Genomic DNA, 24,721 nt, shown 5'->3' with positions numbered 1-24,721 from the left:
GATTGCCGATTTGGACGCCGCAGGCGCCCGCGAAGCGGGCGAGCGCCATGGATGGCGCGAGTCAACGGAGCGTAGCGACGTGCCCATCTTCCGCCATGTTGATGGGCACGCTGCGCTTTGCCCATCCTACGAAAAATGCCGGGCTTACGCTTAAGTCAGTGCCATTCGGCTTTGGGCCCCCTGATTTATTAGGGCTTGCCGCCCGTCCCGCAAAGAGCCTTCCCACCCCGTCACGCTGAGCGCTGATAGCGGCGCAATTTCCAAGAACGGTGGGCCGCGGCGTGGCGCGTGCCGAGGCCGCAGTCCGGCAGCCTGCTAGGCTGAGAGATGGAACCTCGAAAAGGAAGCTCGACGGACGAAGTCGATGGAGAGACTCGGGGAGTATCGCCGCAAGCGCGACTTCACACGCACCCGCGAACCCACCGGGGAAGCGCGCAGCGCCTCGAGTTCGGGGGACCTTTACGTCATGCACAAGCACGCTGCGAGCCACGATCACTTCGACCTGCGCCTGGAACAGGATGGCGTTCTCAAAAGCTGGGCACTGCCGAAGGGGCCGAGCCTGGAGCCCGGCGAGAAGCGCCTGGCGGTGGAGGTCGAGGACCACCCCCTCGACTATGCCGACTTCGAAGGCGTAATCCCCAAAAAGGCCTACGGCGGCGGCACCGTGATGCTCTGGGATCGCGGCACCTGGCGGGTCAAGGGGCGCCCGAAAAAGGATCGCATTGATATCGAGCTCGACGGCGAGCGGCTCAAGGGAAGCTGGGTTCTGACCCGCATGACCGGCAAGAACCAGGACAGGCAGGGGCGCAACTGGTTGATGATCAAGCGCCACGACGACAAGCCGCGCATGGATGCCTCGCTCAGCGTCGACGAAGACATCAGTATCGCCAGCGGGCGCAGCATGGCGCAGATCGCCGAGGACCGCGACACCACCTGGACCTCGGGCCATGCCGAGACTTCGACATCCCCCGCCCCGCCCGATCCTTCGGAACTCGACGGCGCCCGACGCGCAAAGCTGCCCCGCGGGATCAAGCCACAGCTGGCCACCGCGGCCTGCGAAGTCCCCTTCCGGGGCGACTGGATCTACGAGATAAAGCTCGACGGCTACCGCCTGCTGGCCCGCCTCGAGCGCGGCGAGGTCCGCCTGATCACCCGCAATGGCCAGGACTGGACCGGCCGTTTTCCCGAACTGGCCGAGGCCCTGGAGGTGCTTCCGGTGGATTCGGCGCTGCTCGATGGCGAGGTGGTGGCGATGGGCAGGGATGGCATCTCCCGCTTCGGCCGGCTGCAGGAGGCGCTCTCCAGCGGCCGCACCGCCCGTCTCATCTACCAGGTCTTCGACCTGCCCTATCTCGAGGGGTACGACCTCGCCGGCGTGGCACTGCTCGAACGCAAGCGCACCCTCGAGACGTTGCTCCGCGCCGCCGATATGAAGGGCGGCATCATTCGCTACTCCGACCATATCGAGGCAAAGGGGGCAGCCTTCTTCGAGCGCGCCTGCCAGCTGGGGCTCGAGGGCATCATCTGCAAGCGCGCCGACAGCCATTACCAACAGCGGCGCAGCCGCGACTGGGTCAAGGTCAAGTGTGTCAGCCAGCAGGAGGAGTTCGTGGTCGGCGGCTATACCGACCCCGGCGGTGCGCGCCCCGGCTTTGGCGCGCTGCTGATGGGCGCCTATGGCGGCGGGGAACTGGTCTACGCCGGGCGCGTCGGCACCGGCTTCAGCCAGCGCCTGCTGGAGCGCCTGAGCGAGACCCTGCGGGCGCTGGAAACCGAGCATTCGCCCTTTCACGGCGCCGTGCCGGACAGCCGCTCGGTGCACTGGGTGCGCCCCGAGCTGGTGATCGAGGCGGAGTTCACCGAGCGCACCCGGGACGGTCGCCCGCGCCACCCGGTGTTTCGCGGGCTGCGCGAGGACCGGAATCCCCGGGAAATACGCATGACCAACTCCAAGGAGTTGGCCGCCGGCAACGGGGAGACGGACGAGCGCAAACCCGCCCGACGCAAGGCCGGCGTCAGCCGCAATGGCGAGACGGCGCTGCTCGGCGTGCGCCTGACGCATCCCGACCGGGTGCTGTTTCCCGAACTGGGGCTGACCAAGCTCGACCTGGCGCGCTTCTACGACCGGATCCAGGACTGGGTCCTGCCGCACCTGGCCCGGCGGCCGCTGGCGCTGCTGCGCTGCCCCGAGGGCCGCGACGGGGAGTGCTTTTTCCAGAAGCATCCCCGCACCGCCATTCCCCAGCGGGTGCCGCGGGTCGATGTGCCCGGGAAGGAAGGCAGTAAGGAGTACCTCTACGTCGAGTCCGCCGCCGACCTGGTCGGCCTGGTCCAGGCCGGCGCGCTGGAGATACATCCCTGGGGCAGCCGCATCGATCATCTCGAGCAGCCCGACATTCTGGTGTTCGATCTCGATCCGCACGAGGGTGTCGCCTGGCGGGAGGTCCTGCGTGTCGCCAGGACCCTGCGCGAGCGCGTCGAATCGCTGGGGCTCACGCCGTTCCTGCGCACCACCGGCGGCAAGGGACTGCACTTGGTAGTGCCACTGGAACCCGACGCCGACTGGGATCGGGCCAAGGCCTTCGCCCGCGCCATCGCCGAACAGCACGCCAGGGAGGACCCCAAACGGCTGACGGCCAACCTGTCCAAGGCCAAGCGCGAGGGGCGCGTCTTTATCGACTACCTGCGCAACGGCCGCGGGGCGACGGCGGTGGCCTCCTACACGGTGCGCGCCCGCAAAAACGCCCCGGTGGCGGTGCCCATCCGCTGGGACGAACTCAACCCGGCGCTGCGCGCCGACCGCTACAACGTTGGGAACCTGCCCCGCCGGCTCGCGGCCCTGCGCCGGGACCCCTGGGCCGGCTTCAGGGAAGCGGCCCGCCCGCTCGACGCCGGGCTGCTCGCATCGGTAGGCGTGAAATGACCGCAATCGGGAGGTGATATGAGCGAAGCACCCTGGTGGCTGCAACCCGGCCCCGAAACCTGCCAGTTCTGCCTGCGCGCATTCCACCATGAAGCGGGCTATCACTGTCTCCACTGCGACTGGGCCGTTTGTCCGGGATGCGTGGTGGAGCGCTTCGAGAATCGCGAGGCGGTGTGTCCGCAATGCCGCGGGGAGGACGTCTGATGGCCGCAAGGGCGATATGGAAGGGCGTGATTCGTTTCGGCGAGGTGAAAGTGCCCGTCAAACTCTACTCCGCGGTGCAGGACCGCAGCGTGCACTTTCGGCTGTTGCACGCCAAGGATCACTCGCCGGTGAAGCAGGCCATGGTCAACCCCGAAACCGACGAGATAGTTCCCTACGCAGAGACCCGCCGCGCCTACCGCATTGACGAGGGCAGCCTGGTGATGTTCGACCAGGAGGAGCTAGATGCGCTGGAACCGGAGTCGGAGCGCGATATCGAAGTCATCCGTTTTATGCCGCAGGAGGCGATCGACCACCGCTGGTACGACCGCCCCTACTACCTGGGCCCGGATGGCAGTGAATCGGCCTATTTCGCCCTGGCCGAGGCACTCGAGCACAGCGGCCGGGAGGGCCTGGCGCGCTGGGTCATGCGCAAGAAATCCTATGTCGGCGCCCTGCGCCTGCATCGCGGCGTGCCCATACTGATGTCGCTGCGCCACGAGGAGCAGGTGGTGCCGATGGACGCCCTGGAGCCCCCAAAGGGCAAAGCGCTCGATGCCAGGGAGCTCGACATGGCCCGCCAGCTTATCGGCATGCTGGAGGCCGAGTTCGAGCCCGAGGAATATCACGACGAATACCGCGCCCGGGTGCTGGAGTTGATCGAGGCCAAGCGGCAGGGCAAGAGCGTCAAGGTCACCCCCTTCCGCCGCCCCGAGCCCTCCGAGGATCTGTCCAAGGCCCTCGAGGCCAGCCTGAAGAAGGAGCGAAAACGTGCCTAGCCAGAGCAAGCGCAAGTCGAAGGACAAGAAGTCGAAAAACAAGGCAGAGCGCAAAGAGAAAAAGCACTTCCACCCCAGCGGCCCTCACTCATTGTGGTCGGGCACCATCACTTTTGGCCTGGTCAGCCTGCCGGTGAACCTCTACCCGGCCAACCGCCCCAAGCCGGTGTCGCTGCGCATGGTCGACCGCGACGGCACACCGCTCACGCGGTGCTATTTCTGCGAGAAGGAAGAGCGTGCGTTGGACAACGACGAACTGGTGCGCGGCTACGAGATCGAGAAGAACGAATTCGTGGTGATCGAGGATCGTGAACTCGAATCGCTGGCTCCCGAGAAATCCCAGGAGATCGACCTCAAGCGCTTCGTCGGCCTCGACGAGATCGACCCCATGTACTTCGAGCGGGCCTACCTGATGACCCCCGATAGGGGGGCCACCAAGGCTTACCGCCTGCTGGCCGAGAGTATGGAGGCATCCGGGCGTGCCGGCATCGCCACCTTCGTTATGCGCGGCAAGGAGTACCTGGTGGCGATCATCGCCGAGAAGGGCATCCTGCGCGCCGAGACCCTGCGCTTCGCCGAAGAGATACGCTCGCCGGAGGAGATCGGCCTGCCCGGGGAGCGGGCTCCCGATAAGCGGCGCGTGAAGGCCATGGAGAAAGCCATCGCCGCGCTCAGCCGCGAGACGTTCGAGCGCGAGGCGCTACAGGACCTGCAGAGCCAGCGCATCATCGAGCGCGCCGAGGAGAAACTGGCACGGGGCCAGGATGTGGTCGAGCTGGACGAAGAGGCGCCGGAAGCCGAACTGGAGCGGGGCGGCGAGGTGATCGACCTGATGCAGGTGCTCAAACAGGGCCTCGCCGAGGGGCGCCCGCCCGGAGAGCCGGGCCGGGGCCGTCGCGCGCCCTCAAAGGCCGGCGGAAAGGGTAACGGCAAGTCGGCCCGGCGGGGAAAGGGCCGCCGCACGGAGTTGAAACAACTCTCGCGAGACGAGCTGTATGAGCGCGCCCAGAAGCTCGACGTCCCCGGCCGCAGCCGGATGAACAAGGCCGAACTGGTGGAGGCAATCGCCACCCGGCGCTGAGCGTGCAGAGATCAAACGAAGGCGCGGCCAGTGGTGGTGGGTAGCAAATTGTCCCTTGGGATAACCTCTGCTGGAGCCGAAAATCGGCAAAGGCGTCACCGCAGCACTGAACCCACAGAAAGAAGATCCAGAATAAAATCGCCGCGTAACGAAAAAAAGGCGACAACTATCCTGAAAAACGCCGGTGGTATGGCGCGCTATACGACAATTTTTCGGTGCAAAAAATCCTCGAGGTTTATCCGCGACGACGCTCCAAAACTGCTGCTGTCCTGGCTCGCTGCAAATTCTAATCCATATATGGTATTTATCGTATATATATTTCCTTTGAAGTTTCGCTTTGTTAGAGTGACCCGGGTTGCGGAAAATAAACCCTGAATTGAACGCAGCCCAACCGGCCGATCATTTTACGAACAGGTAATGATGAGGTTGTCGGCGGAATTTTAATAAAGCCAAATCTTTATTTACCTTGCTGCTTGTGTCTGATCGAACTAGTTTCTAACTATTAGAAGGTGCAAGAATGAGATTCAAGAACAATAAACTCTCAGCAGTTATGGCTCTCATTACCTCAGGTGGCTTTGCCGCAATTCCTGGTGAGTCCCTGGCGATGCAATTAGAGGAATATGTAACGGATCAAGCCGGCGAACTGGAGGAAGTGTCAGTCGTTGGCATTATGGGAAGTAACAAGCGAGCGCTGGACAAGAAGCGCGCGGCTGACTCAATCGTTGACGGCATTGCTAGCGAGGACTTGGGAAAATTTCCCGATCAGAACGTCGCGGAATCCCTTCAACGCATCACCGGCATTTCAATCAACCGGAGTGGTGGTGAGGGGCGCTTCCTGACGGTGCGTGGGTTTGGGCCGGAATTTAACGCGGTGCTCTACAACGGCAGAGTACTGGCAACAGAAAACGCCGGTCGGGAATTCAGTTTCGATGTGTTGGCCGCAGAGGTAATCAGTGGTGCCGACGCCTACAAGGCTGGTACAGCAGACTTGGTCACAGGCGGTATCGGGGCCACCATCGACTTGAGCACGGCAAAACCGATGGATTTTGACGGAGTTAAAACGGCTTTTAGTGTAAAAGATACCTATGACACCCTGGCTGAGGATCACTTCCCACAGATGTCGGGCGTCTATAGCATTTCTAATGAGGACTTCGGTTTCCTGATCTCTACCACCTATTCTGAAAGAAAGTACCGTGTAGACAATGCTGGTACCGGTGGTTGGATGGAGCGGGACTTGAGTTATGTTCCCAGCCAGGTAGGTGACGCTGATTTTAGCAAATTGCGCGTTCCGAGGAACATGGATTTTTTCAGTGATATCGGAACGCGTGAACGCCTCGGCGGTACTGGTGTATTCCAGGCGAAGATCACCGATGACATTGAAATGACGGTGGACCTGCTGTATTCCAAGTTTGTCGTCGACTCATCCGTGATGACCAGCGCTAACTGGACCCATGACTGGGGGGAGTTCTTCGATTCCGTCACTGCGGACAAAAATAATACTCTGCTTGCATACTCCTATGACGGTGAATTTGACTTGGCATCGGACTTTGTGCAGCAAGAATTCAGTCGCCCAACAGAAACCCGACAGGTGGGTGTGAATTTGGCATGGGATGTAACGGAAAACTTTATCGTTGATTTTGATGCATCCTATTCAGATGCCAAAAATGACAATCGAGGTCGTGGCAAATTTGTCATTGTCGGTTCGCCAACGGCCAACCCAAGGTATGACTATACCAATGGGGGAGAATACCCGACGATCAGTCTCGATAGGGGTATAAGCGCGGCAGATCTGCGCAGCCACCAAACCTGGTTTAGCGGCGGTCTTAACGAAGACAGTATTGGCCAGTTCAGCCTCGATGGTGAATACCATTTGCCTTTCGGGAATTTTGAGAAGGTCAGCTTTGGCATTTACGGTTCTGACCGGACAAAAGGCGGCAGTGATACCGGAACCACGGAAGGCGGCATCTTTGCCGGGTACGGCTATGATTTACCGGATGAACTGTTTACCGCCGTTAACCAAGGTAGTTTCCTGGATGGCGGGGTTCCATCAACCTGGTTCACTTTTGATCCGATCGAATATGCCGAATATCTCTGGTCAACTGAGCATCTGGATAGAGTTTTTGCGGATTCACCAGAAGAACGGGCAGAAGCGGAGCTGCTTAAGCGTTCCGGCAACCCCTTCCCCCGAGCTAATCGAACTAGCGAGCACGAAGTCGATGAGCAGGTGCTCGAAGCCTTCGTGAAACTGGACTTCACTGCCGAAATAAGCGACATGGCGCTTTCCGGCAACCTGGGCGTTCGCTATGCGCAAACTGATGTTGCTTCAACCGGTTTTACCTCGGTACTGACAGATATTACCCAGGTAGAGAGCGACCCGACACTGCTTGATTTGAGATTTACGGATCCTCAAACTGTCACCGTCAAGCATGATTACAGCAATGTATTACCATCGCTTAATTTAAAGCTTGATGTCACCGACGAGCATGTAGCGCGCTTCTCTGCGTCTAAAACCATGTCTCGACCAACCCTGACCCGACTTGGCGTCGGCCTGGGCGGGTATGTGGGACGTCTGGGCGCCAGCACGGCGTCTGGCGGTAACCCTGAACTGGAACCATTTGAGTCAACCAACTACGACTTGTCCTGGTCCTGGTATTACTCCGATGCGAGTTATGTCGGTGCAGCCGCTTTTGTCAAAAAAGCTGAAAATTTCCTGTCTCAGACCACCTTGCCGGAAGACCTGCTGCCGGGCAATCCGTTTGGTGAATTCCAGGTGACGCGGGCACGCAATACGGCATCGGCAACCGTATCCGGGTTTGAGATTGCGGCGTTGCATAACTTCAGCAATGGTTTTGGCCTGCAGGCCAACTACACCATCGTTGAGTCCGACGATGATTTCGACCCGATTACAAGACCCGAAGAGTTTGCGCTGGAAGGCCTGTCTGACTCTGCAAACTTTATCGCTTTTTATGAAGCCAATGGTATTCAACTACGCGCAGCTTATAACTGGCGCGATGAATATCTGGCGCGGGCCATCGGAAGACAGAGCCAGGCAGAAATGGTCGAAGCCTACGGCCAGGTAGACTTGAGTGCGAGTTATGACGTAAACGATCGCCTCACTATTTATGGGGAGGGGATCAATGTGACCGATGAAAAAACGCGCTCATTCTCCATCTATAAGGAGCGGCTGCTGGACTACAGCGCAACTGGCGCACGCTTCTCATTAGGCTTACGCGCTAACTTCTAATTCTTACACCACACTAGGAACTGTTTAAAGCGAATGAAGAACTTGATCCAGCCAGCGACCAAGAACGGTCGCTGGCTGGATGTCCCCGGCCGCAGCCGCATGAGCAAAGCCGAGCTGGTCAAGGCAATCGCCGCCCGGCGCTGACGATGCTCTGCGGAGCGGATCAATGGGAGGTATCCACCTGCGGCGTTGCCAGCGGCACTCGCAGGGCGATGTCCAGCCGCCCGGCAAAGTCCGGCCACACTCCCGGAGTCTCGATAAAGCGATGCTTGCGCAGGACCAGCGCCACCAGGCTGTCCGGACTCAGTTGCAGGCCGCTGAAGCGGCGGCCGATCTCCACGCTGATCGCGTCCAGTTCTGCCGCGAACTCCTCGCCCAGCAGTTCGCGCACCACCAGGTTGGCCGCCATCGGGTCCATGGGCAGCAGCGGGGTCCCACAGGCGGGCTGCAGCTGGTCGTTGATCTCCTCCAGGGTGCGATGCGCCAGGTAGGCCTCGTCCAGCAACGCCCCCAGGCCCGTATGTTCCGGGTGTCGCTCCGGTGGCTGGGCGAAGGCGCAGCGGATCAGTTCGCGTACGGGCGCCAGGTCCAGTCCGGCGGCTCCACACAGGATTTCCAGCCGCTCGAGCCAATCCGGCACAGCCTGGACATAACGGATTGCAAAACCGGTGAGGTGTTTGGGGCCGTCGCCCCGGGGAAGGCGAATACTGTGGTGCAGTCCGGGAAGCGAGCGTCTGAGCGCGCGGCAGAAGCGCCCGCTGTGTCGCTCCAGGGTAACCGCGCGATCGATGCATCTCCGCATGATCTGATAGTCATCGTACATCGTTACCACTGTCGAACGGTGGAATCCCCTTTTCCGTTCTTCCGCAGCACCGCATAACGCGAAAAAAAGATTGCCTTGTACCGTCGCTCCAGTTACGTCCAGGATTTGCTTGAAGTGTAGTAGCGATAGAAAAGTAGTAGACCTATGGAACGAGCGCCAGTCCACAAAAACAGGCTGAACCAGATGCCATGGTTGCCCCAGGAGCGGGTGAACCACCAGGCAGGAAAGAAAACCAGCGCGGTGGCCACGAACATGGTATCGCGCATCTGCCGGCTTCTGCCGGCGCCGATAAAGATTCCGTCCAGTTGGTAACTCCACACCGCGACCAGGGGGAGGGCGCAAAGCCACCAGTAAACCCCTTCCGCCTGCTCGAGCACCGCCGGGATATCACTGAACAGCGGCAGTATCAGCGGCTGGCCGGCTACATAGATAGCGGTGATGGCCGCGGCGCTGGCCAGGGCCCAGGTGCCTGCGCTGCGCACGGTGGTATGAAAAAGCCTCGGCGATTTCCTGGAGATCGACTCCCCCACCAGGGCCTCTGTGGCGTGGGCGAAGCCGTCCAGGGCGTAGGAAGTCATCATCAGCAGTTGCAGCAGAATCGCGTTGGCTGAAGCACCGCATCTCCCTGCGCGGCGCCCTGGGCGGTGAAAAAAGTAAAGGTGAGCAGCAGCAGGCAGGTGCGCACAAACAGATCGCCGTTGATGCGCAACAGTTCGGTCCAGGGCGCGGGGTCGCGCCAGGGTAAAAAGCCCGGCCGGCGCAACAGGCGCACGAGCCTGGAGAATATCACCGGTTCGACGCGCCCCAGCAGGCGCAGGCCGAGTACAAAGGCCGAGATATCCGCACACACCGTCGCCATAGCCGCACCGCGGGCACCCAGTTCCAGGCCGACGATAAACACTAAATCCAGCAGGATATTGAGGGCGTTGGCGGCCAGCAGGATAAACAGCGGCGCGCGGCTGTCCTGTCGGCCGATAAAGAACCCCAGCAGGGCGAAGTTGGCCAGCGCCAGCGGCGCGCTCCACAGGCGGATCTGCAAATAGGCCAGCGCGTGGGGCCCGGTCTGCTCGCTGGCGTTCATCCAGCGGACTATGAACGGCAGCAGTGGTGAGGCCAGCAGCAACAGTACCAGGCCCAGCACCAGGGCCAGCCCAAGGGCGCGCATCAGCCACTGCTCGCCGCCGTCCCCCGAGCGGGCTACCAGGCCGGTGGTACCCATACGCAGGAACCCGAAGGCCCACAGCAGCATGGACATCACGCTCGCGCCTATGGCCACGCCGGAAAGGTATTCGGGGGAGGGCAGATGGCCCAGGATCGCGGTGTCCACCGCGCCCAACAGGGGCACCGAGATATTGCTCAGGATCATCGGCCAGGCCAGGCCCCAGACGCGGGAATGGGGCTGCTCGGCTACCTGTGACTGCTGCATGTAGAACGTTCTTATGGTTGGCGGTTTAATTGACTTTTCGACGGCGATATGTTCCTTTTAGCCGTGCAGTAGATGCGACAAATAAGTAACAGGTTGTTGGTTGACCCTTCCGGACGACGACATCTGAAGTAAAAAATCTTTGATTAGAATAACAAGTTGCACTGACGGCAGTATCGCGGGGAATCTTCTCCCCGCCCAGTGTATGTAGTCTTGTGTTACTACAGCATGTCCACAATTTTTGTGTGGAATTTCTCCGAGGCTGGCATGCCGGCGGCGGGGGGACTCCAGTTATCCGTGACGGCCGACGGCTGAAGATAAGAATAACGAGTTTCCGCACGGAGACTCGCAACACACGGAGATCTGTAGGCGATGTTGAGAGGCTTCAATCGGCTGTTCGCCTTGCTGGCCACCTCGGGTCCGGCCCATTTCGCGCTGGCGGAAGAGGGGGCGGAGCGCTGGGGGGTCAACATGACCCAGGGAGTAACTGAGGTATCCCGTACCACCTACGACCTGCACATGCTGATCTTCTGGATCTGCGTGGTCATCGGCGTACTGGTGTTCGGGGTGATGTTCTACAGCATGTGGCGCCACCGCAAGAGCAAGGGCTATCGGGCGTCGCAGTTTCACGAGAGCACCGCGGTCGAACTGGTGTGGACCATCATTCCCACCCTGATCCTGGTCGCCATGGCCGTCCCCGCCACCAAGACCCTCTACGATATCTACGACACCGGGGAAGCCGACCTGGATATCATGATCACCGGCTACCAGTGGAAGTGGAAATACGACTACCTGGGCTCCGATGTCTCCTTCTTCTCCAACCTCTCCACCCCCCGTGCACAGATCGACAACCAGCTGCCGAAAGGTCCGGACTACCTGCTGGAAGTGGACGAGCCGCTGGTGGTGCCGGTGGGCAAGAAAATCCGCTTCTTGCTGACCGCCAACGACGTAATCCACGCCTGGTGGGTGCCGGAGCTGGCGGTGAAAAGAGACGCCATCCCCGGCTTTATCAACGAGGCCTGGACCCGCATCGAAGAGCCCGGTATCTACCGCGGTCAGTGCGCCGAACTCTGCGGCAAGGACCACGGCTTTATGCCCATTGTGGTCAAGGCGGTGCCTGAGGCGGAGTACACTGCCTGGCTGGGCGAACGCGCCGAGGCCGCGGCCAAGGCCAGGGAGCTCACCGAGAAGACTTTCACCTTCGACGAACTCTACGCCCAGGGTGAGAAAGTCTACAACCGCACCTGTGCCGCCTGCCACCAGCCCAATGGCCAGGGGGTACCCGGCGCTTTCCCGGCCATCGCCGGTTCCAAGATCGCCACCGGTCCGCTGGAGGGCCACCTGAATATGGTAATCAACGGCTCGCAGAAAAACCCGGCGATGCAGGCGTTCGGCGAACAGCTCTCCGAGGTGGATCTGGCGTCGGTAATCACCTACCAGCGCAACGCCTTCGGCAACGACATGGGCGATACGGTCCAGCCCATCGACATTCTCAATTTTAAGAATAAGCAGTAAGCGCGGAGAGGAAATTCAGTATGGCACACGGTCCTCAACCCGGATTCAAGCGGTGGCTCTACACTACCAACCACAAGGACATCGGCAGCATGTACCTGTGGTTCAGCTTCGCGATGTTCCTGCTCGGCGGCTGCATGGCGCTGGTGATCCGCGCCGAGCTGTTCGAGCCCGGCCTGCAAATCGTGCAGCCGGAATTCTTCAACCAGATGACCACCATGCACGGCCTGATCATGGTGTTTGGCGCGGTGATGCCGGCCTTCGTCGGCCTCGCCAACTGGATGATCCCGATGATGATCGGCGCTCCGGACATGGCGCTGCCGCGCATGAACAACTGGAGTTTCTGGATTCTGCCCTTCGCCTTCACGATGTTGGCTTCCACGCTGTTCATGGAGGGCGGTGCCCCCAACTTCGGCTGGACTTTCTACGCTCCGCTATCCACCGAGTATGCGCCGCCGAGCGTGACTTTCTTTATTTTCTCCATCCATATTATGGGTGCCAGTTCGATCATGGGCGCGATCAATATCATCGCCACCATCCTGAACATGCGCGCGCCGGGCATGACCCTGATGAAGATGCCGCTGTTCGTGTGGACCTGGCTGATCACCGCCTACCTGCTGATCGCGGTGATGCCGGTACTGGCCGGCGTGGTGACCATGATGCTGATGGATATCCACTTCGGTACCAGCTTCTTCAGTGCCGCCGGTGGCGGCGACCCGGTGCTGTTCCAGCACGTGTTCTGGTTCTTCGGTCACCCGGAGGTGTACATCATGATCCTGCCGGCGTTCGGAATCGTGTCGGCGATCATTCCCACCTTCGCGCGCAAGCCGCTGTTCGGTTACAGCTCCATGGTGTACGCCACCGCGTCCATCGCCTTCCTGAGCTTTATTGTGTGGGCGCACCATATGTTCACCGTGGGCATGCCGGTTGCCGGTGAGCTGTTCTTTATGTATGCCACCATGCTGATCGCGGTGCCCACGGGAGTGAAGGTGTTCAACTGGGTCAGCACCATGTTCCGCGGCTCCATGAGCTTCGAGACACCGATGCTGTTTTCGGTGGCCTTTGTGATCCTGTTTACCATCGGCGGTTTCTCCGGGCTGATGCTGGCGATCGCACCGGCGGACTTCCAGTACCACGACACCTATTTCGTGGTGGCCCATTTCCACTATGTGCTGGTGCCCGGCGCCATCTTCTCGATCACCGCCGGCGTCTACTACTGGCTGCCCAAGTGGACCGGCAATATGTACAACGAGACCATGGGCAAGGTGCACTTCTGGCTGGCATTCATCGGCCTCAACCTGACCTTCTTCCCCATGCATTTCGTCGGCCTCGCCGGCATGCCGCGGCGGATCCCCGATTACGCGCTGCAATTTGCCGATTTCAACCAGATCGCGAGCATGGGCGCCTTCCTGTTCGGCGCCGCGCAGCTCGTGTTCCTGTTCAATGTGATTCGCACGGTGCAGGGCGGCAGGAAGGCCACCGACAAGGTCTGGGAGAATCCGGAGGGGTTGGAGTGGACGGTGCCTTCGCCCGCTCCCTACCACACCTTCAGCACACCGCCGGCCGTGCGTTGACGGGGCTGTGATCGATGCGGTGGAGTGAAAACGCAAAAGTAACTATCCAGATGCTGGCGCTCGCCGCCGGCATGCTGGTGTTCGCCGTTTTCATAATGCCGCCGCTGTACGACGCCTTTTGCGAGGTCACCGGCCTCAACGGCAAGACTGGCGGCCGCTACGAGGCGGTACCCGCGGCGGTGGACAACAGCAGGCTGGTCACCGTGCAATTCGTTGCGAGCAACAACGAAAACATGCCCTGGAGCTTCAAGCCCAGTGTGGTTTCAATGAAGGTACACCCGGGAGAGGCGATGGACACCGTGTTCCTGGCCGCGAATCCCACCGGCCGGGACATGGTGGGCCAGGCGATACCGAGTCTCGTGCCCTTCAAGGCCGCGGGGTATTTTCACAAAACGGAGTGCTTCTGCTTCAACCAGCAGATACTCAAGGCGGGAGAGAGCGCGGAATTGCCGCTGCGCTTTATCGTCGATCCGGACCTGCCGCCGAGCGTCAATACCATCACCCTTTCCTATACGCTGTTCGATGTCACGGAAAGAGTTAAACCTGAATCTGTAGCTTCATTGCGGCGCAGAGCACAAGCTCTTGACGCCATAGAGAATTTTCCTCAGTCGGCCGTAATCGCGGATACGCCACTCCCTCGGAAAATCCACTATGACGCCAATATCTTGCACTCTGCATCCACCCTGAAGCCACAGATCCAGGTTCCAGGCAATAACAACAAATCCGACCCCCAGCGAGAGGGATAAAAAACTATGGCCAGTGAAAGCAGCTACTATGTGCCCGAGCAGTCCCGGCTGCCCATATTCGCCACCATCGGTATGTTTATGACCGCCTTTGGTGCCGCCAATTGGATCAACGGCGGCAGCGCCTATATTTTCTTCGCCGGCGCCCTGGCCATGGCGACGGTGCTCTGGTTCTGGTTTTCCGCGGTCATCAAGGAGAATATGGCCGGCCTGAACAGTGAGCAGCTGAAGCGCTCCTATGTCTGGGGCATGGGCTGGTTTATTTTTTCCGAGGTAATGTTCTTCGCCGCCTTCTTCGGAGCCCTTTACTATATCCGCACTTTCGCGCTGCCCTGGCTGGGGGGAGAGGGCGATCGCGGAAGCTCCAATATGCTGTGGCAGGGTTTCGAAAACACCTGGCCGCTGATGGTGACTCCTGACGCCGCCGCCAACGGTGACGCGGCCCGGTTTGTCGGCCCCAAGGACATCATCGATCCCTGGCACCTGCCGCTGATCAACACGGTAATCCTGCTCGCCTCCAGTGTCACCGTGCATATTGCCCATGTGTTCCTGAAGAAGAACAAACGCACCGGTTTTAACCTATGGCTCACCGCCACCGTTGCCCTGGGTGCACTATTCCTGTTCTTCCAGGCAGAGGAATATTACGAGGCTTACCAGCACCTGGGCCTGACCCTGGAGTCCGGTATCTACGGCACCACCTTCTTCATGCTGACCGGCTTCCACGGCGCCCATGTGACCATGGGTACCATCATGTTGCTGATTATGTTGCTGCGCTCAGTGATCGCGCAGCACTTCAAGCCGGACGATCACTTCGGTTTCGAGGCGGCCAGCTGGTATTGGCACTTTGTGGATGTGGTCTGGGTGGGCCTGTTTATTTTCGTTTACGTACTCGGCGCCTGACGGCCGTTGTAGGAGCGGGCCATGCCCGCGATCGGTTTTTGTAAAGACCTCTATCGCTGGTTCGCACCGTCCCTGGCGCTCACCCTTCGGGCGCCTTCGGCGTCCAAATTTGTTCCAGACAAATTGTCGCGGGCATGGCCCGCTCCTACAGGGAATGCAGGTTTAGTATTTATCCGCCCAGGGCGCAGTATTGGAAAGGATTCCACTGTCAAACCCATACCAGATGGCCAGCAGCAACAGCGCCGCCAGGGTAATGCGGATACCCAGGGCGTAGAGGGTGCGCTTTGATTGTGGTGCACCCATGTCGCGGAGCAGGAAAAACAGCGCGCTGGACAGGCTGGCCAGCACCGCGAGAAACAAAAATACAATAACGATTTTCAGCCACATATTATTATTCGCCACTTGTTGTAGAAGATCGGCATGACGGTACATCCCCCCGCAGCGCAAGCGAAGACGGCCAGTGTAGCACCGATTCGCAACTGGCCTCTCACCCTGTTGAGCGGCCTGCTGCTACCGGTGTTGCTGGGATTGGGCCTGTGGCAGTTGCAGCGCGCGGAGGAAAAAGCGCAGCTGAACGCGGCCATCGATGCACGCCTGTCCGCGCAACCGCGGAAGCCCGCCGAGCTGGAGGCAATACAGGCCTATACGCCGGTGCGCCTGTCGGGTTACTACCGCGACGAGATCCGCTACCTGGACAACCGTACCCGCAACGGCCGCGTCGGCTACGAAATCCTGCAGGTGTTTGTCTCCGGGAAAGAGCGCTGGCTGGTCAATCGCGGCTGGGTGCCCGCGGGTGCGAACCGCGAGCAGTTGCCGGAAGTCCCGTGGCCGCGGGCGGCCAAAGTGATCACCGGCTTTTTGTATCCGCTCGATGATGCCGGCGAAGTGCCCGCCGGGCCGCGGGTCCAGAGCGCCAATCGCGCCCTGGGCAGGGAATTGGCGCTGGAACAGCCGACCTGGTCCGTCCGCCTGAGCGCCGATTCCGATACCGCGCTGCTGACCGGCTGGCAACTGATCAACAGCCCGCCCCAGCGCCACACCGCCTACGCGGTACAGTGGTTCGCCATGGCGGCCGCGCTGCTGGTACTGTGGCTCTTCGCCGCCACGGATCTGCCGCGGAAGCTGCGCAAAAAATATAGAGCCTGCCCACAGGCGGACAGCGATTAGAGGTAACCACTGTGAACAACAACTACAACCCAGCCACAGAAGAAAAGCCTACCGGTGTCGGCCGCTTCCAGGCCCTTTCCGTGATTGCCTCGGTGGTGCTGCCAATGCTCGCCGCCTATATCGTTTTCCGCACCGGCATCGGCATGCCCGAGGGCACGGTCAACCAGGGAGAACTGCTACAGCCAGCCCGCAGTATCGAGCATCTGCCGCTGTTGGAGCCCGGTGGCGCGCCCCTCGATCTCCTCTCGGAAAGCCCCAAGTGGCGCTACCTGATCCTTCCCGGTGGCGACTGTACGGCGGAGTGTGAGAAGCTGCTCTACACCACCCGGCAGGTCCATATCCGCCTGGGAGAAAAGGCGGACAGAGTGGAGCGGCTGCTGGTCAGCTCCACCCCCCTGAGCGAGGAGCGTCGCGCCCAGCTGCGGGAACAGCATCCACGTCTGCGTTTCGCTGTGCAGGAATCGGCGGCACTGGATGGGCTATTGCGCGATACTAACCATCCCCGCCTGGAGCGGGTGAGCACCCTGTTGGTAGACCAGCGGGGCTTCGCCATGATGGTGTACGACAATCACCACAGCGGTAATCAGCTGCTGAAGGATATCAAGCGGCTGTTGAAATACTCCTACGACAAATAGGTCTATTTGTGCAGCCGCGGGCTGCCCCTAGGAGTGACGCACAAGGACGTGGGTCACAAGAAGTAACCGGGAGAGATGCATGCACAATTTCACGACGGACCCCACCCAAGCCGCCAGGCCCGACTGGCGCCTGCGCCTGGCCCTCGCCGGCACTGCCCTGGCGGTGGTGGTAGTGGTACTGGGGGCCTTCACCCGCCTGGCGGATGCCGGCCTCGGCTGCCCGGACTGGCCCGGCTGCTACGGGCACCTGACCTGGCCCGATGAACATCACGAAATCGAAGCCGCCAACGCCGCTTTCCCCCACGCTCCGGTAGAAACAGGAAAAACCTGGCCGGAAATGGTGCATCGCTATTTCGCCGGCATGCTGCTGCTCCTCGTGGGCGGGCTCACGGTCATGGCCTGGCGCCGCCGCGGTCAGCGTGCTTTTATACAGATCCATATCTTGCTGGCGCTGATACTGCTGCAGGCCGCTTTCGGCATGTGGACGGTAACCCTGAAACTCTGGCCGCAGGTGGTGACTGCACACCTCCTCGGCGGTATGGCCACACTCTCCATGCTATGGCTGATCGTGGAGCGGCTGCGCAACGCTCCTCCAAATGAGGGCCGTACCATTCCCGTGCACGAATTCCGCATGTTGCAGAAAATCCGCCCGCTGGCATTTGTCGCCGTGGCTGCGGTTGCGCTGCAAATCGCCCTCGGCGGATGGACCAGCTCCAACTACGCCGCGCTGGCCTGCGCAGACTTTCCCACCTGCCACGGCCAGTGGTGGCCGCAGACCGATTTCCGGAAAGGTTTCGATCTCGCCCAGCAGATAGGCCCAAATTATCTCGGCGGCGCGCTGGAGAGCGACGCGCGCACCGCCATACATATCACTCATAGAATTGGGGCGCTGGTCGTAAGCCTGTTGGTACTCACTCTGTCCGCCCTCGCCTGGCGCGCCGGTTCGCGCCGCTGGGCCGTCGGTCTGGCCGGAGTCCTGGGCCTGCAGGTCTGCCTGGGTATCGCCAACGTGGTGATGTTCCTGCCGCTGGCAATTGCCGTTGCTCACAATGCCGGCGCGGCGCTGTTGCTGCTCGGGTTGCTGACATTCTGCTATCGGATTCAGACGGCACAGGCAGCGGGCGCAAGAGAGAGTTCTTTCGAAAAGACGGATGAGCACGAAACTGCTTTGGCGGGAGGCCTATGAAAAAAGTCACAACTCTTTTTATTACAGTCATGCTCTGCAGTTGCAGCGGCATCGAGTTCAACACTAATTTGGGAGCTTACGTCGGCAGTAAGGTGAAAACCAAGGGTGTCAAAGAGTACTCACCGGAAGAGATCGATCAATATGATGCGACCCCACTGGGTTTTGTCGAAGCCTCTTACTGCCAGGAAAAACCCGGCGAACGCAAGCCCACCAGAAGAGCACTGGTTAATGACCTGAAGGTGAAAGCTCACGGTCTGGGAGGAAACGGCATAGTGGTCGAATCCTGTGGGAAAAGTGTAGCTGCCATCTGCCAACTTTATATGGAATGTCGGGGACTTGCCTACGCGGTTCCCGAACGGAAGGGCTCGCCATAGCGTACACTTCGCCGAGCGGCCACCCAAAGATCAAGATAATAACGAGGTGAAACCATGAGCATACAAACCGCCGCATTGAGCCGCGCCAGCTGGCGCGACTACTACGAGCTCACCAAGCCGCGGGTGGTGATGCTGATGATCCTCACCTCGGTGATCGGCATGTTGCTGGCGGTGCCGGGTATGGTGCCGCTGGATATCCTGATACTCGGCAACCTGGGTATAGCGCTCTGCGCCGGCAGCGCGGCGACGGTCAATCACCTGGTGGACCGGCATATCGATCTCAAGATGGCGCGCACCAGCAACCGCCCGGTGGCGCGGGGCCGGGTCGAACCGCAAAAGGCGCTGGCCTTCGCACTGCTGCTCGGCTGCGCCGGCATGTCGATCCTGCTCGCGTTCGTGAACGCGCTCACCGCCTGGTTGACCCTGGTCTCCCTGCTCGGCTATGCGGTTGTTTACACCATGTTTTTGAAGCGCGCCACGCCGCAGAATATCGTGATTGGAGGGATCGCCGGCGCCGCGCCGCCGCTGCTGGGCTGGACCGCGGTTACCGGCGATCTGCACGGCCACGGCCTGTTGCTGGTACTGATCATCTTTGCCTGGACGCCGCCGCACTTCTGGGCACTGGCGGTGCACAGACGGGAGGAATACGCCAAGGCGGATATCCCGATGCTGCCGGTGACCCACGGCGTCGCTTATACCAAGCTACATATCCTGCTCTATACCTTCGTTTTGTTCGCCGTCAGCCTGCTGCCCTTCGCCACGGCGATGCTCGGCTGGCTCTACCTCCTCGGCGCCGTGGTGCTGGGGCTGGGTTTTGTCTACTGGGCGGTGGAAATGCTGCGGGACAAAAATCCCAATGCGGGTATGGAGACTTTCAAGTACTCCATCGTCTACCTGATGGCGCTCTTCTGCATCATGTTGCTGGACCATTATTTGATTGCGGTGTAATCCCATGGCCAATAAACCTACAGCGGAACAAAAGCGCGGTATCCTTCTAACCGTCGCGGTACTGGTGCTGTTTATGCTCGCCGTACTCGCCGGTTTCCTGCACAAATTGAATCAGCCGCGGGTGATCAGCGACTCCGAGCTGCGCGCCAACGGCGCGGTCAAGCTCGAGCGCCCGCGTATCCTGGACAATTTCGAGCTGCTGGCGGACAGCGGCGAGCCCTTCCAGACGGAAGACCTGGGCGGCCGCTGGACCCTGGTGTTCTTCGGTTTCACCCACTGCCCGGACATATGTCCCACCACCCTGGCCACCCTGAACAGTTTCTACCAGACCCTGGATGAGGAAACCCGCGCGGATACCGATATCCTGCTGGTCTCCGTGGACCCCAAACGGGACACCCCCGCGCAGCTGCGCGACTATGTGCGTTATTTCAATGACGATTTCCGCGGCGTCACCGGCGAATTCCTCAATCTCAAGCGCTTCGCCAACCAGCTCAACGTGCCCTTCAACAGGGTGTCGCTCGAGGACGGCCAGTACACCATCGACCACGGTTCCCAGGTGGTACTGATCAACCCCCGCGGCCACTACCACGGCTTTTTCAGTGCGCCGCTGGACCCGGCAAAAATGAAGCTGACTTACCGGTCCATGCGCGCTACTTTTAACGGCTGAATTCCCAACCGACAGACAGGACGCGATGCCCATCGAACAAAGGATTGAACACAGGGAAGGATCATTTGACATCAGGCGCCTCGGCTACAGCTATCTGCTGCCAGCCGCACTGCTGTTGCTATGCGCCATTCCCTTCGGCCCGACCGGCGCCGCCGCTCCACTGATCTGGCTTTCGCTCTGCGCAATCGAAGCCCACAGCGGCTGGAAACGTGCCCTCGGCTACCTGATATCCGCACTGCTGATGCTGGTCGTCGCCTTGGGCATTCTGCCCGGCGGTGCGCGCATCGAGCTGCTGCCGCCCTATAGCGACGCCGCTGGCAACACCATCTACGCCAGCTTCAATCCCGGTAAGGTGGTGATTGCCATAGCAGTAGTCGCATTTATGGTGCGACAGCGCTGCTGGCTAAAGCGGGCGGACCTTCCCTATATCCTGGCTGCAATGGCGCTGCCGTTTCTGTGCGGGCTGGCGGCGATTGGCCTGTCGCCCAAGTTCGGTGTTGCTATCGTCGTCGCCGCAATGGTCAACCTGTTGGTGGTGTGCATCAGCGAGGAGGGTTTCTTCCGCTGGGTACTGCAGCGGGGCACCGAGGAACTGCTGGGGCGTTGGCGCTGGATAGCGATATTGCTGGTGACGGCAATATTTACCCTGCTGCACATCGGCTGGGCAGCCTCGCTGCTGGCGCTGACCCTGGTGGGCGTCGCCGGCTTTTGCTATTCGCTGCTCTGGTATCTGCGCCGTAACTTCTGGGCTTGTGTGCTAGCGCATTGGGGTGTGAATGCCCTGCATCTGTTTTTGTTACCGTACCCATTGCCGGGCTAGCAACAAGTACATAACGATTTAAACGCACTAGTCTGAGTTAGAAATGAAATAGCATAATGCGAATGTGGATCTATACATTCGCAAATGAGGGTAACTTATGAGCGAACATGAAAAACTAAATTATGTCGAATTGCCATCAAGAAGCCTTCCCGACACCAAAGCCTTCTTTGAAAACGCCTTTGGCTGGTCATTTGTAGACTATGGCCCCGACTACACGGCGTTTTCCAATCAGGGTCTCGACGGCGGTTTCTTTAAGGCGGATATGAATTCATCGACGGAAAACGGGGCGGCATTGCTGGTTTTCTATAGTAGCGATCTGGAAGGCACGCTGGAGAAAGTGGCAAAATCCGGAGGCAAGATAGTAAAGCCCATATTTTCCTTTCCGGGCGGCAGGCGTTTTCATTTCACCGAGCCTTGCGGTAATGAGTTTGCGGTGTGGTCTGATATCAGCGCTGATCAACCGGACCCATAGTGGAAAATCGGCGCGCTAATTGTGTAGGCCAGGATTTGGCGATTACCAAAGAGGGTTTCCGCCATGAAAGGAGTAATATTTATCGGCCTTCAAGCCAGTGGCAAATCCTTCTTTTATCTCGAGCACTTCTATCGAACTCATATCCGCCTCAACCTGGACATGCTGAAGACAAGGCATAGAGAGAAGATTCTCTTTAATGCCTGCCTAGAGTCGAAGCAGCCGGTAGTCATCGACAACACAAACCCCACCAGGGACTGCCGGCGGAGGTACATCAGTGGCTTCAGGGAGCACCGCTTCGAGGTTGTGGGCTACTACTTTGCCGCCGGCCTGGAAGAGTGCCTGCGGAGAAATGCGCTGAGAGAGGGAAGGGAGCGAATTCCCGAGGTGGGCATCAGGGCAACCCGCAACAAGCTTCAACTGCCAGGTTATGAGGAAGGCTTCGACCAACTGTACCGGGTTTTCCTAAAAAACGGTGAATTCGTGGTGGAAGCGTGGGAAGATATGGTTGATAAATAAGAGGCAGACAAGAAAATTTACGCCACGGTTCGCGACCTGGTAGCGCGAATAGGCTGATTTCCGTCTGATACAAGTGCCAGATGGCATTCGGGTTCGCCAACAATAAATACAAGAAGGCCAACAAGTGGAACTGGATTCTCACATCATACTTTCCCTGATTTCCTACAAGATCACCTCGCTGCTGGTGGGCTGTGTGTTTGCCTATATGAGCTACCGCCTGGTTATGTCGAGGATCTTTCGTGGAGATAGCGGAAGAGGGCGACACGGATATGCCGGGGAAGGAGACTCTCTCGGCTATCGATGATGCGGAGCAATGAATAGCAGGTGGGCAGGAGATGGTTTTATGCACCAGGTTCAACATATCAGCATTTATATAGATCGCCCGCCGGAGGAGGTCTATGGGTTCGCCTCGGATCCCGCTAACCTGCCGCAGTGGGCCGCCGGCCTGGCGAGCTCCCGGGTTGAGAAGGAAGGGGATGAATGGGTCGCGGATGCGCCCTTTGGCAGGGTGAAGATAAAGTTTACGGAGCGGAACCCTTTTGGTGTCATGGACCACGACGTGCAATTGGCGTCGGGACTTACTGTCCATAACCCCATGCGGGTTATGCCCAATGGCGAGGGCAGCGAGTTCCTGTTCACCCTGATCCGGCAGCCGGACATGTCTGAAGAGCAGTTCGCCGAAGACAGGGCTGCCGTCGAGAGGGACCTGAAGGCATTGAAAGACCTGCTTGAGAATGCATAACAGTTTAATGGGACCAGCTTATGGATAAGTTTATGCAGGCAGCCATCGACGAGGCCAGGGCGGGACTGTCCGAGGGCGGTATTCCCATAGGTTCGGTACTGGTCTGCGACGGCAGGATTATCGGGCGCGGACACAACCAGCGGGTACAGAAAAAGAGTGCCGTGCTGCACGCGGAGATGGATTGCCTGGAAAATGCCGGCCGTCTCAGCGCAGCCGAATACAAAAAGTGCACTCTTTACACCACCCTCTCGCCCTGCGATATGTGCAGCGGCACCGCGCTTCTCTACGGTATTCCAAAAGTCGTCATCGGCGAGAACGAGACTTTCAAGGGCCCGGAGGACTACCTGCACTCGAGGGGAGTGGAATTACTGTTGCTGGACAGCGAGGAGTGCAAGGCGCTGATGCGTGAATTTATCCACGCTAAGCCTGAACTTTGGAATGAGGATATAGGCGCCTGACGGTGTTGTATCCCGATATATAGAAAACTCTTCCTTATGGAACTATCCGCGCCGTGGCATACAGCGTGGCAGTGAGCCAATGCTCATCCCTACCTGGAAACTGGCGGCCATCCTTGCCGATTTTCGTACCCGCGTCTCCATCCATTCACCGGGCTTCCCTAGGACGTTAAACCGTAGTCACGCAGCTACGGCGGGACTTGCAGACGAATGTGACGGAATCGGTCTTACCATCATCAGGAAAGTGGTATAACACCATTTCAGGTTTTGTCTTTCCATCACTATTAAATCAATCGACATAGGGAAGCCAAGGATATGCAATCCTTATTAGAAAAAAGTTGGCTATGCAAAGCCCACTTTATTCGCACGACTGCGCCGGATATCACTATTGCACCACCATAACAGTGGCGTAATTAGTCGGCGTTGAAAAACGTTTTCTATAACCAGCAAGGCCGGGCAGGGAAGTCCGGCTAGGCGTTGGGCGGAGTGTGAGTGATGGGTGGTAGTGCGCTGTCAAAACGCAAGAGTAAGAATGCATCGGTATGGTTACAGTTGTTACTGGTTGCCGCGTTTGTCGGAACTATCGCCATTGCGAGTTCTACGCACGGCTATCCGCCGGAAGTACTCTATTTGATTGCAGGTATGAGTCTGCTGGCGCTGATCTGTTATGGAAAGGATAAGTTGGCCGCGAGAACTAATAGCTGGCGTATCAGCGAAAACTCGCTGCATCTGATTTCTCTGATCGGCGGCTGGCCCGGTGCGATTCTGGGCCAGCGGCTGTTCAACCACAAAACCAGCAAACAGTCTTTTCGGGCCCTGTTCTGGCTGACCGTGATTATCAATTGCGGGCTGGTCGCATGGACTTTTACCGCCAGTGGAAAACAATTTTTGTATCAAGGTTTATCGGAGCTAAAGCGGTATCTTCAACCGGTAGTCGGGCATGCAATCTTGAAGAGTAATGACTTCGTGGTGAGCGATTGGGAGGCCGGAAATTCATAAAGTAAAAGCCGATACAAAACTTCGCAAGAAAATAGACGACCGGCCAAATTGGAATTTTTACAGAATATTTCCAACCGGGTGAAGTTGAAATTATATCAACCATATGAACCATGTCGCTCTTTGCCCATACCCTATGTATTAAGATTGACCCCTCAGCGAAATACGTTGATACCGATCATTTACAGACTGAAAAAAAGGAAAAAGAAATGCCTCTGCTTGACAAGTGCACAGCGGATTTACTCGCTCGAGTGACGGGCAAGTTTTCGGTACTGCTGTTGACAGCCCTGCTCGCCGCCTGTGGTGGAGGCGGAGGGGGCAGTGATGACGGAGGCAGCGGCTCTTCCAGCAGCAGTTCAAGCAGCTCTTCTTCCTCAAGCGGTTCCTCTTCTTCAAGTAGCTCTTCCTCCTCAAGTGGTTCGTCCTCGAGCAGCTCGACTTCCAGCAGCTCTTCGGGAGGCTCGGCCCAGGCGTGCGATGCCGGCACCACCACCACCGACTGGGCCACTTCCTGCCCGGTTGAGTTCAGCTGCCTCAGCG

The 24,721-nt window shown here is 59.2% G+C and carries 25 protein-coding genes; 21 read left to right on the top strand and 4 right to left on the bottom strand.

Features of this window, described 5'->3' with window-relative positions; genetic code table 11:
- Window positions 1-364 precede the first annotated feature (364 nt).
- From ligD to PP263_RS15415, 5 genes are all read left to right on the top strand, one after another.
- Window positions 365-2,923 (top strand): DNA ligase D, encoded by a 2,559-nt coding sequence (gene ligD, locus PP263_RS15435; protein WP_308364549.1) that lies wholly within the window; start codon window positions 365-367, stop codon window positions 2,921-2,923.
- A gap of 18 nt (window positions 2,924-2,941) precedes the next feature.
- The gene (locus tag PP263_RS15430; RefSeq protein WP_308364547.1) at window positions 2,942-3,127 is read left to right on the top strand and encodes a hypothetical protein; all 186 of its coding nucleotides are present in this window, start codon (window positions 2,942-2,944) and stop codon (window positions 3,125-3,127) included.
- Window positions 3,127-3,903: a Ku protein gene (locus PP263_RS15425; protein WP_308364545.1), complete on the top strand. Its 777-nt coding sequence runs from the start codon at window positions 3,127-3,129 to the stop codon at window positions 3,901-3,903. The genes PP263_RS15430 and PP263_RS15425 overlap by 1 nt, the downstream gene beginning before the upstream one ends.
- Window positions 3,896-4,984: a Ku protein gene (locus tag PP263_RS15420; RefSeq protein WP_308364543.1), complete on the top strand. Its 1,089-nt coding sequence runs from the start codon at window positions 3,896-3,898 to the stop codon at window positions 4,982-4,984. The genes PP263_RS15425 and PP263_RS15420 overlap by 8 nt, the downstream gene beginning before the upstream one ends.
- A 517-nt stretch (window positions 4,985-5,501) precedes the next feature.
- The gene (locus tag PP263_RS15415; protein WP_308364542.1) at window positions 5,502-8,228 is read left to right on the top strand and encodes a TonB-dependent receptor; all 2,727 of its coding nucleotides are present in this window, start codon (window positions 5,502-5,504) and stop codon (window positions 8,226-8,228) included.
- A 163-nt stretch (window positions 8,229-8,391) separates the two neighbouring features.
- Here the strand turns inward: PP263_RS15415 and PP263_RS15410 are convergent, their stop codons facing one another.
- The 3 genes from PP263_RS15410 to PP263_RS15400 form a co-directional block, all read right to left on the bottom strand.
- Complete coding sequence (locus PP263_RS15410) at window positions 8,392-9,051, bottom strand: hypothetical protein (RefSeq protein WP_308364540.1); 660 nt, start codon at window positions 9,049-9,051, stop codon at window positions 8,392-8,394.
- A gap of 92 nt (window positions 9,052-9,143) precedes the next feature.
- Window positions 9,144-9,632: an MATE family efflux transporter gene (locus PP263_RS15405; RefSeq protein WP_308364539.1), complete on the bottom strand. Its 489-nt coding sequence runs from the start codon at window positions 9,630-9,632 to the stop codon at window positions 9,144-9,146.
- Entirely contained in the window at window positions 9,632-10,477 is an 846-nt protein-coding gene (locus tag PP263_RS15400; protein ID WP_308364537.1) for an MATE family efflux transporter, read from the bottom strand. Before PP263_RS15400 ends, PP263_RS15405 begins: the two co-directional genes overlap by 1 nt.
- Window positions 10,478-10,846: 369 nt before the next feature.
- Here PP263_RS15400 and coxB point away from each other — a divergent pair, with 369 nt between their 5' ends.
- The 4 genes from coxB to PP263_RS15380 are packed head-to-tail and all read left to right on the top strand — an operon-like array spanning window position 10,847 to window position 15,203.
- Window positions 10,847-11,989 (top strand): cytochrome c oxidase subunit II, encoded by a 1,143-nt coding sequence (coxB, locus tag PP263_RS15395; protein WP_308364535.1) that lies wholly within the window; start codon window positions 10,847-10,849, stop codon window positions 11,987-11,989.
- A gap of 20 nt (window positions 11,990-12,009) precedes the next feature.
- On the top strand, window positions 12,010-13,560 hold the full coding sequence (gene ctaD / locus PP263_RS15390) for a cytochrome c oxidase subunit I (protein WP_308364533.1): 1,551 nt from the start codon (window positions 12,010-12,012) through the stop codon (window positions 13,558-13,560).
- A 14-nt stretch (window positions 13,561-13,574) separates the two neighbouring features.
- A complete protein-coding gene (locus PP263_RS15385) occupies window positions 13,575-14,306 on the top strand; it encodes a cytochrome c oxidase assembly protein (RefSeq protein WP_308364530.1) in 732 nt (243 codons plus the stop codon).
- Window positions 14,307-14,312: 6 nt separating this feature from the next.
- Window positions 14,313-15,203 (top strand): cytochrome c oxidase subunit 3, encoded by an 891-nt coding sequence (locus tag PP263_RS15380; RefSeq protein WP_308364528.1) that lies wholly within the window; start codon window positions 14,313-14,315, stop codon window positions 15,201-15,203.
- 162 nt (window positions 15,204-15,365) lie between these two features.
- Here PP263_RS15380 and PP263_RS15375 read toward each other — a convergent pair whose 3' ends face one another.
- A complete protein-coding gene (locus tag PP263_RS15375; RefSeq protein WP_183463911.1) occupies window positions 15,366-15,590 on the bottom strand; it encodes a DUF2909 domain-containing protein in 225 nt (74 codons plus the stop codon).
- Between the two features lie 33 nt (window positions 15,591-15,623).
- On the opposite strand from PP263_RS15375, the gene PP263_RS15370 reads away from it, so the two are divergent.
- The 12 genes from PP263_RS15370 to PP263_RS15315 all read left to right on the top strand — a co-directional run bounded on the left by PP263_RS15370 (window position 15,624) and on the right by PP263_RS15315 (window position 24,184).
- Window positions 15,624-16,370 (top strand): SURF1 family protein, encoded by a 747-nt coding sequence (locus tag PP263_RS15370; protein ID WP_308364526.1) that lies wholly within the window; start codon window positions 15,624-15,626, stop codon window positions 16,368-16,370.
- Between the two features lie 11 nt (window positions 16,371-16,381).
- On the top strand, window positions 16,382-17,005 hold the full coding sequence (locus PP263_RS15365; protein WP_308364525.1) for a hypothetical protein: 624 nt from the start codon (window positions 16,382-16,384) through the stop codon (window positions 17,003-17,005).
- A 79-nt stretch (window positions 17,006-17,084) separates the two neighbouring features.
- Window positions 17,085-18,191 carry a COX15/CtaA family protein gene (locus PP263_RS15360; RefSeq protein ID WP_308364524.1) on the top strand — a complete coding sequence of 369 codons (1,107 nt, stop codon included), beginning with the start codon at window positions 17,085-17,087 and terminating at the stop codon, window positions 18,189-18,191.
- The gene (locus PP263_RS15355; RefSeq protein ID WP_308364523.1) at window positions 18,188-18,565 is read left to right on the top strand and encodes a hypothetical protein; all 378 of its coding nucleotides are present in this window, start codon (window positions 18,188-18,190) and stop codon (window positions 18,563-18,565) included. The genes PP263_RS15360 and PP263_RS15355 overlap by 4 nt, the downstream gene beginning before the upstream one ends.
- Window positions 18,566-18,619: 54 nt before the next feature.
- The gene (gene cyoE, locus PP263_RS15350) at window positions 18,620-19,513 is read left to right on the top strand and encodes a heme o synthase (RefSeq protein WP_308364522.1); all 894 of its coding nucleotides are present in this window, start codon (window positions 18,620-18,622) and stop codon (window positions 19,511-19,513) included.
- Between the two features lie 4 nt (window positions 19,514-19,517).
- Window positions 19,518-20,180, top strand: a complete 663-nt coding sequence (locus tag PP263_RS15345) for an SCO family protein (RefSeq protein WP_308364521.1) — start codon at window positions 19,518-19,520, stop codon at window positions 20,178-20,180.
- Between the two features lie 25 nt (window positions 20,181-20,205).
- Window positions 20,206-21,000: a CPBP family intramembrane glutamic endopeptidase gene (locus tag PP263_RS15340; RefSeq protein WP_308364520.1), complete on the top strand. Its 795-nt coding sequence runs from the start codon at window positions 20,206-20,208 to the stop codon at window positions 20,998-21,000.
- A gap of 97 nt (window positions 21,001-21,097) precedes the next feature.
- On the top strand, window positions 21,098-21,472 hold the full coding sequence (locus PP263_RS15335) for a VOC family protein (protein ID WP_308364519.1): 375 nt from the start codon (window positions 21,098-21,100) through the stop codon (window positions 21,470-21,472).
- 63 nt (window positions 21,473-21,535) lie between these two features.
- Window positions 21,536-21,988, top strand: a complete 453-nt coding sequence (locus PP263_RS15330; RefSeq protein WP_308364518.1) for an ATP-binding protein — start codon at window positions 21,536-21,538, stop codon at window positions 21,986-21,988.
- Window positions 21,989-22,331: 343 nt separating this feature from the next.
- The gene (locus PP263_RS15325; RefSeq protein WP_308364517.1) at window positions 22,332-22,730 is read left to right on the top strand and encodes an SRPBCC family protein; all 399 of its coding nucleotides are present in this window, start codon (window positions 22,332-22,334) and stop codon (window positions 22,728-22,730) included.
- 20 nt (window positions 22,731-22,750) lie between these two features.
- A complete protein-coding gene (locus PP263_RS15320; protein WP_308364516.1) occupies window positions 22,751-23,188 on the top strand; it encodes a nucleoside deaminase in 438 nt (145 codons plus the stop codon).
- Window positions 23,189-23,680: 492 nt separating this feature from the next.
- On the top strand, window positions 23,681-24,184 hold the full coding sequence (locus PP263_RS15315) for a DUF1294 domain-containing protein (protein ID WP_308364515.1): 504 nt from the start codon (window positions 23,681-23,683) through the stop codon (window positions 24,182-24,184).
- The last annotated feature ends 537 nt before the right edge of the window (window positions 24,185-24,721 follow it).

The organism is Microbulbifer sp. TB1203 (assembly GCF_030997045.1).
In the GTDB taxonomy this organism is placed as follows: Bacteria; Pseudomonadota; Gammaproteobacteria; order Pseudomonadales; family Cellvibrionaceae; genus Microbulbifer.
The sequence above is the reverse complement of the archived record's forward strand: the minus strand, read 5'-3'. Positions and strand labels throughout refer to the sequence as shown.

What these genes read in the sequence shown, in the direction of transcription:
- PP263_RS15320 (WP_308364516.1), top strand. Translation starts at nt 22,751, where the DNA reads ATGGATAAGTTTATGCAGGCAGCCATCGACGAGGCCAGGGCGGGACTG.
- ligD (WP_308364549.1), top strand. Translation starts at nt 365, where the DNA reads ATGGAGAGACTCGGGGAGTATCGCCGCAAGCGCGACTTCACACGCACC.
- PP263_RS15385 (WP_308364530.1), top strand. Translation starts at nt 13,575, where the DNA reads ATGCGGTGGAGTGAAAACGCAAAAGTAACTATCCAGATGCTGGCGCTC.
- PP263_RS15355 (WP_308364523.1), top strand. Translation starts at nt 18,188, where the DNA reads ATGAAAAAAGTCACAACTCTTTTTATTACAGTCATGCTCTGCAGTTGC.
- coxB (WP_308364535.1), top strand. Translation starts at nt 10,847, where the DNA reads ATGTTGAGAGGCTTCAATCGGCTGTTCGCCTTGCTGGCCACCTCGGGT.
- cyoE (WP_308364522.1), top strand. Translation starts at nt 18,620, where the DNA reads ATGAGCATACAAACCGCCGCATTGAGCCGCGCCAGCTGGCGCGACTAC.
- PP263_RS15325 (WP_308364517.1), top strand. Translation starts at nt 22,332, where the DNA reads ATGCACCAGGTTCAACATATCAGCATTTATATAGATCGCCCGCCGGAG.
- PP263_RS15370 (WP_308364526.1), top strand. Translation starts at nt 15,624, where the DNA reads ATGACGGTACATCCCCCCGCAGCGCAAGCGAAGACGGCCAGTGTAGCA.
- PP263_RS15340 (WP_308364520.1), top strand. Translation starts at nt 20,206, where the DNA reads ATGCCCATCGAACAAAGGATTGAACACAGGGAAGGATCATTTGACATC.
- PP263_RS15375 (WP_183463911.1), bottom strand. Translation starts at nt 15,590, where the DNA reads ATGTGGCTGAAAATCGTTATTGTATTTTTGTTTCTCGCGGTGCTGGCC.
- PP263_RS15335 (WP_308364519.1), top strand. Translation starts at nt 21,098, where the DNA reads ATGAGCGAACATGAAAAACTAAATTATGTCGAATTGCCATCAAGAAGC.
- ctaD (WP_308364533.1), top strand. Translation starts at nt 12,010, where the DNA reads ATGGCACACGGTCCTCAACCCGGATTCAAGCGGTGGCTCTACACTACC.
- PP263_RS15405 (WP_308364539.1), bottom strand. Translation starts at nt 9,632, where the DNA reads ATGATGACTTCCTACGCCCTGGACGGCTTCGCCCACGCCACAGAGGCC.
- PP263_RS15425 (WP_308364545.1), top strand. Translation starts at nt 3,127, where the DNA reads ATGGCCGCAAGGGCGATATGGAAGGGCGTGATTCGTTTCGGCGAGGTG.
- PP263_RS15410 (WP_308364540.1), bottom strand. Translation starts at nt 9,051, where the DNA reads ATGTACGATGACTATCAGATCATGCGGAGATGCATCGATCGCGCGGTT.
- PP263_RS15345 (WP_308364521.1), top strand. Translation starts at nt 19,518, where the DNA reads ATGGCCAATAAACCTACAGCGGAACAAAAGCGCGGTATCCTTCTAACC.
- PP263_RS15430 (WP_308364547.1), top strand. Translation starts at nt 2,942, where the DNA reads ATGAGCGAAGCACCCTGGTGGCTGCAACCCGGCCCCGAAACCTGCCAG.
- PP263_RS15415 (WP_308364542.1), top strand. Translation starts at nt 5,502, where the DNA reads ATGAGATTCAAGAACAATAAACTCTCAGCAGTTATGGCTCTCATTACC.
- PP263_RS15380 (WP_308364528.1), top strand. Translation starts at nt 14,313, where the DNA reads ATGGCCAGTGAAAGCAGCTACTATGTGCCCGAGCAGTCCCGGCTGCCC.
- PP263_RS15330 (WP_308364518.1), top strand. Translation starts at nt 21,536, where the DNA reads ATGAAAGGAGTAATATTTATCGGCCTTCAAGCCAGTGGCAAATCCTTC.
- PP263_RS15400 (WP_308364537.1), bottom strand. Translation starts at nt 10,477, where the DNA reads ATGCAGCAGTCACAGGTAGCCGAGCAGCCCCATTCCCGCGTCTGGGGC.
- PP263_RS15360 (WP_308364524.1), top strand. Translation starts at nt 17,085, where the DNA reads ATGCACAATTTCACGACGGACCCCACCCAAGCCGCCAGGCCCGACTGG.
- PP263_RS15315 (WP_308364515.1), top strand. Translation starts at nt 23,681, where the DNA reads ATGGGTGGTAGTGCGCTGTCAAAACGCAAGAGTAAGAATGCATCGGTA.